Annotated in this window: 11 protein-coding genes; 6 read left to right on the top strand and 5 right to left on the bottom strand. The window is 36.2% G+C overall.

Features of this window, described 5'->3' with window-relative positions:
• Positions 1–146 precede the first annotated feature (146 nt).
• Positions 147–1,115, bottom strand: coding sequence for a GSCFA domain-containing protein (locus JJL45_RS15530; RefSeq protein WP_068604857.1), 969 nt, complete (start codon positions 1,113–1,115; stop codon positions 147–149).
• A gap of 134 nt (positions 1,116–1,249) precedes the next feature.
• Positions 1,250–3,862: an alanine--tRNA ligase gene (gene alaS, locus JJL45_RS15535; protein ID WP_068604859.1), complete on the bottom strand. Its 2,613-nt coding sequence runs from the start codon at positions 3,860–3,862 to the stop codon at positions 1,250–1,252.
• Positions 3,863–4,084: 222 nt separating this feature from the next.
• On the opposite strand from alaS, the gene JJL45_RS15540 reads away from it, so the two are divergent.
• The 6 genes from JJL45_RS15540 to JJL45_RS15565 all read left to right on the top strand — a co-directional run bounded on the left by JJL45_RS15540 (position 4,085) and on the right by JJL45_RS15565 (position 8,725).
• Entirely contained in the window at positions 4,085–5,056 is a 972-nt protein-coding gene (locus tag JJL45_RS15540) for a M23 family metallopeptidase (protein WP_068604860.1), read from the top strand.
• The gene (locus tag JJL45_RS15545; RefSeq protein WP_067151157.1) at positions 5,056–5,385 is read left to right on the top strand and encodes a MerR family transcriptional regulator; all 330 of its coding nucleotides are present in this window, start codon (positions 5,056–5,058) and stop codon (positions 5,383–5,385) included. Before JJL45_RS15540 ends, JJL45_RS15545 begins: the two co-directional genes overlap by 1 nt.
• Before the next feature lie 11 nt (positions 5,386–5,396).
• On the top strand, positions 5,397–5,984 hold the full coding sequence (locus tag JJL45_RS15550) for a LemA family protein (RefSeq protein WP_067151160.1): 588 nt from the start codon (positions 5,397–5,399) through the stop codon (positions 5,982–5,984).
• Between the two features lie 3 nt (positions 5,985–5,987).
• On the top strand, positions 5,988–6,425 hold the full coding sequence (locus JJL45_RS15555) for a TPM domain-containing protein (RefSeq protein ID WP_067151163.1): 438 nt from the start codon (positions 5,988–5,990) through the stop codon (positions 6,423–6,425).
• A 6-nt stretch (positions 6,426–6,431) separates the two neighbouring features.
• Positions 6,432–7,274: a TPM domain-containing protein gene (locus JJL45_RS15560; RefSeq protein ID WP_082935992.1), complete on the top strand. Its 843-nt coding sequence runs from the start codon at positions 6,432–6,434 to the stop codon at positions 7,272–7,274.
• Between the two features lie 239 nt (positions 7,275–7,513).
• On the top strand, positions 7,514–8,725 hold the full coding sequence (locus tag JJL45_RS15565; RefSeq protein WP_068604862.1) for an outer membrane beta-barrel protein: 1,212 nt from the start codon (positions 7,514–7,516) through the stop codon (positions 8,723–8,725).
• 140 nt (positions 8,726–8,865) lie between these two features.
• Here the strand turns inward: JJL45_RS15565 and JJL45_RS15570 are convergent, their stop codons facing one another.
• The 3 genes from JJL45_RS15570 to der all read right to left on the bottom strand — a co-directional run bounded on the left by JJL45_RS15570 (position 8,866) and on the right by der (position 13,869).
• A complete protein-coding gene (locus JJL45_RS15570) occupies positions 8,866–11,220 on the bottom strand; it encodes a family 16 glycosylhydrolase (RefSeq protein WP_068604863.1) in 2,355 nt (784 codons plus the stop codon).
• 165 nt (positions 11,221–11,385) lie between these two features.
• Complete coding sequence (locus tag JJL45_RS15575; protein WP_068604865.1) at positions 11,386–12,390, bottom strand: sugar kinase; 1,005 nt, start codon at positions 12,388–12,390, stop codon at positions 11,386–11,388.
• 174 nt (positions 12,391–12,564) lie between these two features.
• Positions 12,565–13,869, bottom strand: a complete 1,305-nt coding sequence (der, locus tag JJL45_RS15580; protein ID WP_067151173.1) for a ribosome biogenesis GTPase Der — start codon at positions 13,867–13,869, stop codon at positions 12,565–12,567.
• Between the last annotated feature and the right edge of the window lie 79 nt (positions 13,870–13,948).

Genomic DNA, 13,948 nt, shown 5'->3' on the forward strand with positions numbered 1-13,948 from the left:
ATGCTTTTTGGATAAACTGATTAATAGCAGTTTTAAAGGTACAACTATTCATAGAGGAACAAGCATGTTTTTCGATAAAATGTGATTAAAAGAAGTTAAAACGTTGCTTTAATCCGTTCTTTAACCAAGGATAAAAAACAACATTCCTATTTAAAGGTCATATGCGGAAAACGATCTTGAATCTCGGCTATTTTAGAGTCTAATTGCTGAAGAAACTTTTGATGGGCTTCAGATTTTTCGTTGAAGGGACGGTGCTGTAGCCCTTTTTGAATACCATCCACAACATCCATGGTTTTTAAAGCCTCATTTGAAATCCAAGTACTAGCAAAAGCATTCCAAATGTATTGGACAGCCAAAGCATTTGGATGCACCATATCTTCAGCATAAAAACGATAATCCCTAAGCTCGTCCATCATGATTTCGTAAGCAGGAAAGTAAAATGAGTTAAACTGATTGAGGGATGCCTTTTCTTCTAAAAGTTGATGTATAGCCGATGTTAAATGCGCTTTACTCCTATTGTTTTCTACAAAGCCATCTTTTAAATGCCGAACAGGTGAAACTGTATAAATGATGGATATTTCTTCATTAAGACCTCTTACTTGGGTCTCAATAGACCTTAAAACCTCACAAATCCCCTGAACTGACATTAAGGATTTTGAAAATTGTTTCTGTGGAATTTTATGGCAATTCGCCACAACCTGATTCGTTTCATTATAACGATACACCCAAGCCGTTCCTAGGGTAATAACCAGATGTGAAGCTGATTTTAAATCGTTATAGGTTGCTTGTAAACGGGTATTTAAAGTTTGTAGAATTTGCTCTTTTGAAACGTTACTCAATTTAGAATGAGCATCAAAACCATGCCATTGCTCATTATGGAATACCACATCGGCATCGGTATAATGTTTCTTAGAAATCGCTCGACTAATAAGCGTTTTAATGGCTAGGGGATGAAAAAGTATCCCGAATGGGTTTTGTTCCGTTTGAAATTTAAAATAAGTGAGTTTATTCCCTATATTTTCAGAAAAACAAGAGCCTACTAAAAACACTTTAGAGCTGTAATCTATTAAATGACTAGAGCTTTTTTTTATAGATATTTTAGTTTGAAGGTTCATTTTTCTTTAAATTTCAGAGATACAAAGTTACAAAGTCTCGGTGTTTATAAATTTCAAAGCTGCAAAGCTTCAGAGATACTAATCTACTTTTGAAACTTTGCAGCTTTGTTACTTTACGACTTTTCAACTATGTTTTACCCCACATACTTCTTTGCTTCCGCTAAAGCTTGGGTAATCCCTTCTGGGTTTTTCCCGCCTGCAGTTGCAAAAAATGGTTGTCCGCCGCCGCCGCCTTGAATAAATTTACCCAGTTCACGAACGACCTGTCCTGCATTTAAGCCTTTACTAGCGACTAAATCTTTAGAAATATAACATGATAACAAGGCTTTACCTTCATTTTCGGTAGCGAATAACAAGAATAAATTCTCTACTTCGCCCCCTAATTCAAAAGCCACATCTTTTAATCCTGCCGCATCTAAATCCAATTTCTTAGCTAAAAACTGAATGCCGTTAATCTCTGTAAGTTCACTTTTAAGGTCACCTTTTATATTTTTAGCTTTATCTTTTAACAAAGCTTCAATTTGCTTTTTAAGGCTTGTATTTTCTTCTTGTAAATTTTGAAGTGCTTTTATAGGCTCCTTAGCATTATTAAGCAGTCCTTTCATTTCAAAAAACAAACGGTTATTTTCCGAATAGAAATCTTTTACAGCATCACTGGTAATGGCTTCAATACGTCTGATTCCTGCAGCAACAGCGCCTTCAGAAACAATTTTAAAGTGCCAAATATCGGCAGTATTTTTCACATGCGTTCCACCACAAAGCTCGATAGATTGTCCGAACTGAATAGAGCGAACCGTATCCCCATATTTCTCACCAAACAAACTCATTGCTCCAGCAGCGATGGCTTCTTCTTTAGGAATATTACGTTTTTCAACTAAAGGAATTTTTCCATTAATTCTTGCATTTACGAAACTTTCTACATCACGAATTTCATCTTCAGTTAATTTAGAAAAATGCGAGAAATCGAATCTTAGATATTTTGAATGTACCGCACTACCCTTTTGCTCTACATGAGTTCCTAAGATAGAACGCAAGGCCTGATGTAACAAGTGTGTTGCTGTATGGTTACATTCGGTTCTGTGACGTTGTTTTTCATCAACCACCACTTTAAAGCCCTCGTTTAAATGCTTTGGTAAGGTTTCTGTAAAGTGAATGATGACGTTGTTTTCCTTTTTTGTATTTAAAATGTAAACCACATCGCCATAAGCATCTTCCAAATAACCTTTATCTCCAACTTGTCCACCACCTTCAGGATAAAACGGTGTTAAATTAAAAACCAACTGATACATATCGCCGTCCTTTTTAGAACTCACTTTTCGGTATCGCGTTAGTTTAACATTAGCCTGAAGTGCATCGTAACCAATAAATTCTTCAACATCATCCTCTATTAAAGTGGTCCAATCGCCTGTAGAGCTTTCACTCGCTGCACGCGAACGGTCTTTTTGTTTTTGAAGTTCTTCATTAAAACCAGCTTCATCTAATTTTAAATCTTTTTCAGAAAGAATTAAAGCCGTTAAATCAATTGGGAAACCGTAAGTATCGTATAATTCGAAAGCTTTTGCTCCCGTAACCGTATCACCTTTAGTCTCTTCAACAATTCGATTTAAAAGCACCAAACCTTGATCTAGGGTTCTTAAAAAAGACTGTTCTTCTTCTTTAATAACGTTCTCAACCAATTGTTTTTGGGCTTTTAGCTCAGGGAAGGCTTTACCCATTTTTTTATCTAAAACGTCGACAAGTCTGTAAATAAAAGGTTCTTTTTTATCTAAAAACGTAAATCCGTAACGTACGGCACGACGCAAAATTCTACGAATTACATATCCAGCACCAGTATTACTTGGCAGCTGCCCATCGGCAATTGAAAAGGCTACAGCACGCACGTGATCGGCAATCACTCGAATAGCAACGTCTACTTTTTCGTCTTTTCTATAGGTTTTATTGGTAATGGTTTCAATTTCCTTGATTATAGGTGTGAAAACATCGGTATCGTAATTAGACTGTACGCCTTGTAAAACCATACATAAACGCTCAAAGCCCATTCCGGTATCAATGTGTTTATTCGGTAAGGACTCTAAAGAACCGTTTGCCTTACGGTTATACTGCATGAAAACCAAGTTCCATATTTCAACCACCTGCGGATGATCTTGATTAACAAGGTCTTTTCCTGGCACTTTAGCTTTTTCTTCCGCCGAACGGATATCTACATGTATTTCACTACAAGGTCCACAAGGTCCTTGATCACCCATTTCCCAGAAGTTATCTTTTTTATCACCCGTTAGAATACGATCTTCCGAGATGTATTTTTTCCAAATATCAAAAGCTTCGGTGTCCATCTCAAGACCATCTTCTTTATTCCCTTCAAATACGGAAACGTAAAGCATATCTTTATCGATACCAAAAACTTCGGTTAATAATTCCCAAGCCCAAGCGATGGCTTCTTCTTTAAAGTAATCGCCAAAACTCCAGTTCCCTAACATTTCGAATAAGGTATGGTGATAGGTATCATACCCTACTTCTTCAAGGTCATTATGTTTTCCAGAAACACGTAAACATTTTTGACTATCTGTAATACGTTTATTTTTAGGCTCGGCATTCCCTAAAAAGTATTCTTTAAAAGGTGCCATACCTGCATTAACGAACATTAAAGTTGGATCATCTTTTAGAACCATGGGTGCCGATGGCACGATACTATGTTGTTTTTCTTCAAAAAAACTTAAAAACTTAGCGCGAATGTCTTGTGATTTCATGTAATATTTTTAAACACCTTGTTTCGAAACTATTAGCGATAATGCGAAACAATTTTTATATTTATGCTACAAATTTATTTTAAATTTGGTTCAGCATTAAACTTCAAAGCTACTATTATTAAAATTGTTTATAATAATTTTTTGTAGGTTTGTCCGTTTACTGCATGATTGAAGATGAAAAACACACCTTCAATGCGCTGCAAAAATAGCATAATTTAAGAAATGAGTAAGGTAAAATATTATTACGATCCTGATACGCTTTCCTACAGGAAAATACAGCGTAAAAAACGCACCACTTTTAAGTATGCCTTTTTCTTTATTTTAGGAACTGCTTTTTTCGCTTTTATATTCGTTTTCATTGGCAGTCAGTATGTTGAATCCCCAAAAGAACGCGCCTTAAAAAGAGAGCTTCAAAACACGCAATTACAATTTGAGTTACTAAACAAAAAAATGGAACACGCCGAAACGGTTTTGGCGAATGTTGCCGAGCGTGATAATAATATTTATCGTGTGTATTTTGAGGCCAATCCCATTCCAGAAGAACAACGTCGTGCTGGTTTTGGCGGGATTAATCGCTATAAAAATTTAGAAGGCTTTGATAACTCTAAGTTAATTATAGAAAGTAATAAGCGTATTGACATCCTACAGAAGCAAATTGTAGTGCAATCTAAATCTTTAGATGAAATTACCAAATTGGCAGAAGACAAGGAAAAATTACTTGCTGCCATTCCGGCCATTCAACCGGTAAGCAATAAAGATTTAACTCGTATGGCTTCAGGTTACGGCATGCGTAGTGACCCTTTTACTAAGGTAAGAAAAATGCACCGTGGTATGGATTTCACAGCACCTCGAGGCACACCCGTTTACGCTACAGGCGATGGTGTAGTTACGCGTGCCGATTCAAAATCGACTGGTTACGGCAACCATATTAGAATAGATCATGGCTATGGCTATGTGAGTTTATATGCCCATTTATACAAATATAACGTTAGAAAAAACCAAAAGGTAAAACGAGGAGACCTTATCGGATTTGTAGGTAGTACGGGTCGATCGCAAGGACCGCATTTACACTATGAAATTTTTAAAGACGACGAACGTATTAACCCTATTAACTTCTATTACGGCAGTTTAACCGCAGAAGAATTTAATAAACTATTGGAGCATGCTTCATTAGAAAATCAATCATTAGATTAATGCATATCGACCTCCCAGAAAAACGCTATTATAGTATTGGTGAAGTCGCCAAAGCATTTGATGTAAACACCTCTTTAATACGTTTTTGGGAAAAAGAATTTGATGTTCTTAAACCTAAAAAAAACGCAAAAGGCAATAGAAAGTTTACCCCCGAAGACATTAAAAACTTAAAGTTTATTTATCATTTGGTAAAAGAGCGTGGTTTTACACTTGATGGTGCTAAAACACACTTGAAAGAAGAAAAAAAACAAGCTCTAAACACTTTTGAAATTGTTAGCAAGCTTGAAAGCATAAAAAATCAACTCATTAAAATAAAACAACACCTTTAAACTAGAACATTATGAAGAAATTTTTACCATGGATTATCGTCGCTATTGTTGTCATTGGAATTTATTCTTGGGCTAAAAACTTTAACAACACCGCCGTTGAATATGAAGCTGATGCTAAAACAGCTTGGTCTAATGTTGAAAGCTCGTACCAGCGTCGTGCCGATTTAATTCCGAATTTAGTATCGACAGTAAAAGGTTATGCCGCGCATGAAAGAGAAACTCTAGAAGGCGTTATTAAGGCTCGTTCTGAAGCGACTAAAACAACTATTGATGCCAACAACCTAACTCCAGAAAAAATGGCACAATTCCAACAAGCTCAACAAGGGTTAAGCGGGGCGCTTTCTAAACTTTTAGTAACGGTAGAACGCTACCCAGAATTGAAAGCCGATAAAAACTTCTTGGAACTACAATCGCAGTTAGAAGGTACCGAAAATCGTATCAATGTCACTAGAGATCGCTACAACGAAAAGGTTAATATTTACGACAAATTCATTAAAAAATTCCCTGCTAAATTATTAGCTGGACTTTTTGGTTTTGAAGAAATGGCACGTTTTAAAAGTGCTCCAGGTAGTGAAAACGCACCAACAGTAGAGTTTTAAAACATGTCTAAAACAGAAGATTTTTTAACCGCAAAAGAGGAACAAGAAATTGTTGACGCCATCCAAAGGGCTGAGTTAAACACCTCTGGAGAAATACGTGTTCATATTGAAAAATCGGCAAATGGCGACCCCACAAATCGCGCTTTAGAAGTTTTTCATCATTTAAAAATGGACAACACGAAGCTTCAAAATGCTGTATTAATTTATGTTGCCGTTGGAGATAAATCTTTTGTTATTTATGGCGACGAAGGCATCAATAAAGTGGTGGAACCTGATTTTTGGGATTGCACTAAAGACATTATGCAAGCCCACTTTAAGAAAGGCCATTTTAAACAAGGTTTGGTTGATGGTATTTTAAGGTCTGGTGATAGGCTTCAAAAGTATTTCCCTTATGAAACGGACGACATCAACGAGCTTTCTAACGACATCTCAAAAGGCTAAAACTTTATGACCCATTTAAAACACAAAACAACATCTATATTTAACTTTAAAAGTTTAGGCTTAGGCGTTGTTTTGATGCTTTTCAGCATGAGTATTTCTTTTGCTCAATTTAAAATTCCTGAAAAGCCCAAATTCCAAACTAGTGTTTACGATTATGTGAACTTACTTTCTAGTGGCGAAAAACAAAATTTAGAACAAAAACTGGTTCGGTATTCCGACACGACCTCAACGCAAATTGTTGTCGCTATTATTCATTCTACCGAAGGCGAAAACATCAACTTTTTAGGCGCCCAATGGGGTGAAGCTTGGGGAATTGGTCAAGCCGAAGAAGACAATGGTATATTAATTCTTCTAGCGAATGATGACCGCAGAATTGCTATAAACACAGGCTATGGCGTAGAGCATCTTTTAACCGATGCCATGTCCAGACGCATTATTGAAAACGACATCCTTCCATATTTTAGAAAAGGTGATTTTCCTGGCGGATTAAACAGAGGTGCTGATGCTATCTTTGAGGTCTTACAGGGGGAATACAAAGGTTCTCGCCCTACTTCGGGTAATTCAGAAGATTCTGTAATTCCTTTTCTTGTTTTCGGATTTATTGCTTTAATGTTTATTCTATCCTATATTAAAAACAAACGCGGCGGTGGCGGCGGACGTAATGGAGGCAATAACTCTGGAGGTTTTGATATATGGGACGCTATCATATTAAGTAATATGGGACGCGGCAATTACAGTCGAGGTTCTAGTGGCTGGGGCGGAAGCTCTGGCGGTGGTTTTGGGGGTGGTTTCGGTGGCGGCTTTGGTGGCGGTGGCTTCGGCGGTGGTGGTGCTTCTGGGGGGTGGTAACCCTAGGCTTTTCCATTTAAAATAACCCTCTTAAAGATTTAAGGCCGCTTTAGCAGAAGCGGTTCTTCTATTAATTATCCACCCTTTTTTTATTACCCTTAACCACATTTATTATCCCCTTAACATTTTATTCAATTAACATTTTATTCAATTAACGAAAAAGTATAATCTTAAAATAGCTCCATAAAAGTTAAGAGGGGCTAGATTGTATAATTATTACCAACCCAACTAACCTCAACATGAAAACAAAATTATTAAGTATTCTTATTACCGTTTTAACCACCTATTGCTATTCTCAAATCGCCTATGAACCAGGATATTTTATTGATAACAACAATGAAAAAACTGATTGCCTAATCAAAAATATGGATTGGAAAAACAACCCTACGGAGATCGAATACAAACTTGCAGAAGAAGGAGAATCACAAAAAGCAACAATACATTCCATAAAAGAATTTGGGGTTACTAATATGTCTCAATATGCAAGATTTACTGTAAACATTGATAGATCTAGTGAAACTTTAAGTAAAATTAGTCATTATAAAAGCCCTTCATTTAAAGAGGAAGTTCTTTTTCTAAAAACCATACTTGTTGGGAAAGCTAATTTTTACGAATACAATGATGGTAATTTAAAGCGCTTTTTTTACAACACAGATCATTCCAACACACAACAATTAGTATTTAAAAGCTATATCATCGATAACAATTCTGTTAAAAAAAATAATGCCTTTAGAGAACAATTATGGAATGACTTAAAATGTCCAGATTTTGAAATAACAGACTTCAGCAAACTTAATTATGATAAAAAAGAGTTGACTCGTTTGTTTACAGCCTATAATGAGTGCCATAATGAAACTGTTAAATACCTAGAAGGAAAACAAAAAAAGATCCAGTTTAATTTAAATATTCGCCCTCGATACGTTAATTCTTCTTTAAATATAAGTACTTATTCTGAACTGAGAAATGTCGATTTTGACAACAAAAGTAGCTTTGGCCTTGGGATTGAAGCAGAATTTATATTACCATTCAATAAAAACAAATGGGCAATCATCGTAGAACCTACATTTCAACATCTAAAGAATAAAAAAACCACAGATACTGGTTATTACTTTGGAGGAGAATTAACAACAAACGCAGACTACAACTCTTTAGAAATTCCTTTAGGAGCGAGATATTATATATATTTAAGTAAAGATTCTAAAATTTTTATAAATGCAATATTTATTTTGGATTACGCATTTGATTCGTCAATTAGTTATGAAGATGACAAGCTTGATTCTATGGAAATAAAACCTACTCCCAATTTCGGCATAGGATTGGGATATAAATACAATGATAAATTTAGTATCGAGGTAAGACAGCAAACGAATAGAGATCTTCTAAACCTAAACCCTGTTGGCAGTGCAAACTACAAATCGCTATCCGTAATACTTGGATATACCCTATTCTAATACCTCCTACAAACCAAATAACATAATCGACCGCTATCACTTATAAAACATGTGACTTTTACATATTAAAAGGCCGTCCAAACAAGTTTTTTGGACGGCCTTTTTAATGCTCTTACTTCAATATAGAAATGACTAAAATACTAATTCACAAGCCATTTTTTCACCACGGAATTTCCTTCAATATTTAAGCTTATAAAATACAAGCCACTTGGTAAACGAAGCTCTGAATTACTTATATTAATGTGGTTCTGATTATTCACATGTAATCTTAGTACATTTTGACCATTAATATTTTTGAACTCGATAGATCCTGTATACGCCTTTGCCAATTTAATAGTTAATTCACCATTCGAATAAGGGTTAGGATACACATTAATTTTATCGGCAGCTAAACTTTCATCATTAGATGTTTTTAAGGTTTGTTGCTTATTGGTTACTCCTACAACATCCCAATTAAAAATAGACGCTTGATTTTTAGAAACTGTTGCTGAAATGCCTTTAGCCGAACTGTTTCGATCTAATTTCCAGTACAAACCATTAATTTTTGATTTAATATAAAATCCACCTGAACCATTAGACTCAAAAGTAAACTGCTGTCTGTTAAACACCCCTGAAGCACCACATTTTATGGTATTATCTGATGCCGTGGTTACATATTTATTTGTACTAACAGATTGCAGACCTATAAAATTTCCTTCAGTAACAACAACAAACTGCTCTTTGCTATTAACATTATTTTGTGTAGCCTGTATAGCAGTTTGAGCACCCGTATTTACCGTTAGGAATAGCCCTTCTGACGATTTCAATGAAATGGTTTGGCCTGATTGAGGTACCTCTGTATTGCTAGATCCATCATCTCCACTTCCATCACCGGTTGCTTCTGTAACCGTGATATAACAACTGGCTACGTGATTACCATCTTGTGTCGTTACTGTTACCGAAGCATTCCCTGCCTTTAATGCTGTTATTTGTCCGTTGTTCACCGACAACACTTGGCTATTACTAACCTGCCAAGTTACATTTTTATTGGTCGCATTTTGTGGGGACACGTTAGCAGATAACGTAGTTGAATTCCCTTCCTCTAAAGTCACAGACGTTTTATTTAAACTTACTCCCGTAACAGCTACCGGCTGACTAGTGTCTCCGTCAACTTCTTCAAGGGTAAAATCATCACAATAACCTTGTCCTGATGACCAATACCAAATACGGTAAACGGTATCACTATTACCTGTAGTTACAGAAACTTCACCTGTACTATATGAAGTACTATCAAACTCATAATTTCCAATAAGCGTATTGCTTGAAGATTCGCTAATACCTAAAAAGGTTGAAACTCCTGAGTTAGCCGCTTTACCTTTAGCTGTAACCTTATAAGTTGTATTCGCTTTTAAAGTCACTAATTGTGCGATGCTCGAATTATTTACATATCCAGCATGCTGCCCGCTACTCGCATTGTTTCTTAAAACTTCTGAAGCCCCAGCGCTAGCATTCCAACTTGACAAGCTACCCGTTTCAAATCCGTTGTTTTCTATCACTCCAACCGATGTACTTGGTGGTGTAACCGAGGTGCCACTTTTTTCCCAAACACGAACATAATCCACATACATGGTTGTTGGTATGCCCTTTAGTTTCTCTCTAGTTGCGGCACTAGATTCAGGGTTCACAGCATTATTGCGGTTGTTATAGAATTCCACAAATGGTTTTCGTAGTCCGAGTGACAGAGTAACATTCATTGGACGGTGCCAATACGTATTAGGTTTTCTAGCTACTTCAACGCCATCTATGTACCATATAATTTCTTGCTCGTTTACCTCACAACCATAAATATGAAAGTCTTGAGTTGGGTCCCAAGACGCTCTCCATTTATTTAATTGTTCGTCTGGGTGCATTTTTGGTCGCCTCCAAACACCTTGTCCGTTTTGTTTAACAACAGCATGAAGATTTAAATCGATATCTCTAACATCATCTTGATGGCCTTCATACCAATCGAATTGTTGTAATTCAACAATATCTATTTCACTGTAAACAGTTTGGCCTTCACCTACAGTATAGTCAAAATTACTGTATAGCCAGAACGAAGGACAAACCCCTTCTCCAATATGAGCACCTTTAATTTTAGCCTCAAAATACCCATAAGTAAACGTATTATAGGATTTAAGAATTCCCGATTTGAAATAGGTACCACCATCTGAAGCATTATTCGGGTTTTGACGCATGGTTAGAGCGGCAACACCATCGTTTGATATTTTAACATTTTGATGGTTGTCCCACTTCCATGCTGTGGTGTTAGGAAGGTTCCCAGTTTTGATCCATTTAGCCCAATCTGGCGTGCTATTATTAAACTCATCGGAGGCATTCCACTTAATTGTCCATTGATCGGCAGGGTTCTCAGTTTTGGTTGGCCTTTGAGCGTACGCCACAATTGTAAGCAATAAAAAGCTCGTTGCACTCAGAAAAAATTTCCGGTGCTTTTGGTAAAAATTTGAATTTTTCATCTTGTTTAGTTTAAGTTCTAAACAAAACTACAGGAGACACAAAGGTATAAGTAGCACAAAATTAACCACTTGCAGCACAAAATTATCTTGAAGTAAAAATATTACAAAAAAAAGAAGCTATTCTATATCGAATAACTTCCTTTATCTTTAAAAGCACAATGCTTCTTATCTATTAAATCGTCCAGAAACGTTTCCGTCTAAAATTCTTGTAACCTCATCGATGGTAGCATAATTAACATCACCTTCATAGGTATGTTTTAAAGCACAGGCTGCACTAGCGTAATCCATAGACTTATAATCATCAAAATGTTGTAAGCCATAAATGAGTCCAGCTGCAAAAGCATCGCCAGTACCAATACGGTCTACAATGTGCGTGATATCAAAATCTTGAGTTTCCCTAAACTCCTCACCATTCCACATTCTGGCTCGAATTTTATGCCATGAGGCATTTATAGAGGTTCTTATCTTATCAAATACTTTTTCAATGGATGGAAAGGTTTCCATAAGTAATTTACTAGCTTCAATAAACTCTTCGTTAGTATAACCGTATTCGGTACCTAAAACTTCATTCATTTCATTTATACCACCAATAAAAATGGTAGAACAATGTATTAACTCTGCTAAAGCATCCTTAGCGTTTACTCCGTATTTCCATAACCCACTTCTGTAGGTTGGATCGGCAGAAACTTGCATCCCTTTTTTCTTTGCTAATTTTAAGCCTTCTTTTAAAGTATCGAAACTCCCTTGTGTTAATCCTGGAGTAATTCCGGTCCAGTGAAACCAAGAACCATCGGCTAAAGCCGACTCCCAATCAACCATATCAGGTTGAATACTTGAAAAGGCAGAGTGCGATCGGTTATAGGAAATGGAACTAGGGCGCATTACGGCGCCAACTTCTAAAAAATACACACCTAGAGGACGTCCAGAACGCACAATAGCAGTTGTGTCTAAATCAAATTTATTTAAATAAGAAATGGCTGTGTCTCCAATAAAATCGTCTGAAATACAGGTAATATGCTTAACATTACCACCAAAATTAGCGATAGAAAGCCCCACATTTAATTCGGTGCCTCCAAAATAGAATTCTAAGGTATTGGCTTGAATAAACTTTTTATTTCCAAAAGGAGATAAACGCATTAGAACTTCACCGAAGGTAATAATCTGACTCATAAATATTGTTTTGAAGTGCTAAAAATAACCAATATCTACGATAAAAATATTTGTTTTAGGGAAATTTTATAAAAATGAAAATTCCCCAATTTTTAACAATTATACTGCATCTTTTATAACAAAATTCAGCAAATGCCATTTTTTATTCAACCACCTACCGTAAGTGTTCAAATACTACTTTTTACGCATATAAACACTAATTGGAACCCCGTTAAACCCAAAATGTTCGCGCAATTTGTTTTCTAAAAAGCGTCTGTACGGGTCTTTGATATACTGTGGTAAATTACAGAAAAAAGCAAACTGTGGTTGCGGTGTTGGCAACTGCATGATGTACTTAATTTTAACAAACTTCCCTTTATATGCTGGTGGCGGGTAGTTTTCTATAATAGGCAGTAAAACTTCGTTAAGCTGACTTGTTTTTATCTTCTTAGATCGGTTTTGGTATACCTCAACAGCCGTTTCAATGGCTTTGTAAATACGCTGCTTTGTTAGTGCTGAAATAAATACGATAGGCACATCGGTAAAAGGTTGCATTTGTAATCGGATGGCTTTTTCGTATTCCTTAACCGATTTATGATCTTTTTCAACTAAATCCCATTTGTTCACTAAAACCACAATACCTTTTCTATTGCGCTCGGCTAGCCAAAAGATGTTTTGTACTTGTCCGTCAAAGCCGCGATTAGCATCTAAAACCAGAATACAAACATCAGCGTGCTCGATAGCTCGAACACTTCGCATTACCGAATAGAATTCTAAATCTTCTTTAACCTTAGATTTTCTTCTAATCCCAGCGGTATCCACTAGGTTAAATTCAAATCCGAAGCGGTTATATTTCGTATCAATAGAGTCTCTTGTAGTTCCCGCAATATCGGTTACGATATAACGATCTTCACCAATTAAGGCATTGATAAAAGAGGACTTCCCTGCATTTGGACGCCCAACTACAGCAAAACGAGGTAGTTCGTCTTCAACCACTTCTTCTTTTTCAGGTAAAGCTTTTATAAGTGCGTCAAGTAAATCACCAGTACCACTACCATTAATACTGGCTACGGTGTAGTATTCTCCAAGACCTAAAGCGTAAAATTCCACAGCATCTTCGGCACGCTTCGCGTTATCAACTTTATTAACAACTAAAAAAACTGGCTTGTTAATACGTCTTAAGAGCTTCGCTACATCTTCATCCATTCCAGTTACGCCAGATTCCACATCTACCATAAAAATAATGGCATCAGCTTCTTCAATAGCTAACTCCACTTGCTTATCTATTTCTTCTTCGAAGATATCATCACTTCCTACAACATAACCTCCTGTATCGATTAAAGAAAACTCCTTACCATTCCAATCACATTTACCGTAATGACGGTCGCGTGTTACTCCACTAACGGCATCAACAATGGCTTCACGTCTTTGAATCAATCTATTAAAAAACGTTGATTTTCCAACATTTGGTCTCCCTACAATGGCTACTATATTACTCATAATCTCGATTTAAGGTTAACAGGTTAAAAGCGATTAAATTAAGCTGTCCTGAAAACTTGTGCAAAAATAGGAAATATAC

This window comes from Tamlana sp. s12, assembly GCF_016767215.1.
Classification (GTDB): Bacteria; Bacteroidota; Bacteroidia; order Flavobacteriales; family Flavobacteriaceae; genus Pseudotamlana; species Pseudotamlana agarivorans.

Bases quoted from the DNA above. Each gene is read 5' to 3' on its own strand.
- JJL45_RS15530 (WP_068604857.1), bottom strand. From the start codon at position 1,115: ATGAACCTTCAAACTAAAATATCTATAAAAAAAAGCTCTAGTCATTTA.
- alaS (WP_068604859.1), bottom strand. From the start codon at position 3,862: ATGAAATCACAAGACATTCGCGCTAAGTTTTTAAGTTTTTTTGAAGAA.
- JJL45_RS15540 (WP_068604860.1), top strand. From the start codon at position 4,085: ATGAGTAAGGTAAAATATTATTACGATCCTGATACGCTTTCCTACAGG.
- JJL45_RS15545 (WP_067151157.1), top strand. From the start codon at position 5,056: ATGCATATCGACCTCCCAGAAAAACGCTATTATAGTATTGGTGAAGTC.
- JJL45_RS15550 (WP_067151160.1), top strand. From the start codon at position 5,397: ATGAAGAAATTTTTACCATGGATTATCGTCGCTATTGTTGTCATTGGA.
- JJL45_RS15555 (WP_067151163.1), top strand. From the start codon at position 5,988: ATGTCTAAAACAGAAGATTTTTTAACCGCAAAAGAGGAACAAGAAATT.
- JJL45_RS15560 (WP_082935992.1), top strand. From the start codon at position 6,432: ATGACCCATTTAAAACACAAAACAACATCTATATTTAACTTTAAAAGT.
- JJL45_RS15565 (WP_068604862.1), top strand. From the start codon at position 7,514: ATGAAAACAAAATTATTAAGTATTCTTATTACCGTTTTAACCACCTAT.
- JJL45_RS15570 (WP_068604863.1), bottom strand. From the start codon at position 11,220: ATGAAAAATTCAAATTTTTACCAAAAGCACCGGAAATTTTTTCTGAGT.
- JJL45_RS15575 (WP_068604865.1), bottom strand. From the start codon at position 12,390: ATGAGTCAGATTATTACCTTCGGTGAAGTTCTAATGCGTTTATCTCCT.
- der (WP_067151173.1), bottom strand. From the start codon at position 13,869: ATGAGTAATATAGTAGCCATTGTAGGGAGACCAAATGTTGGAAAATCA.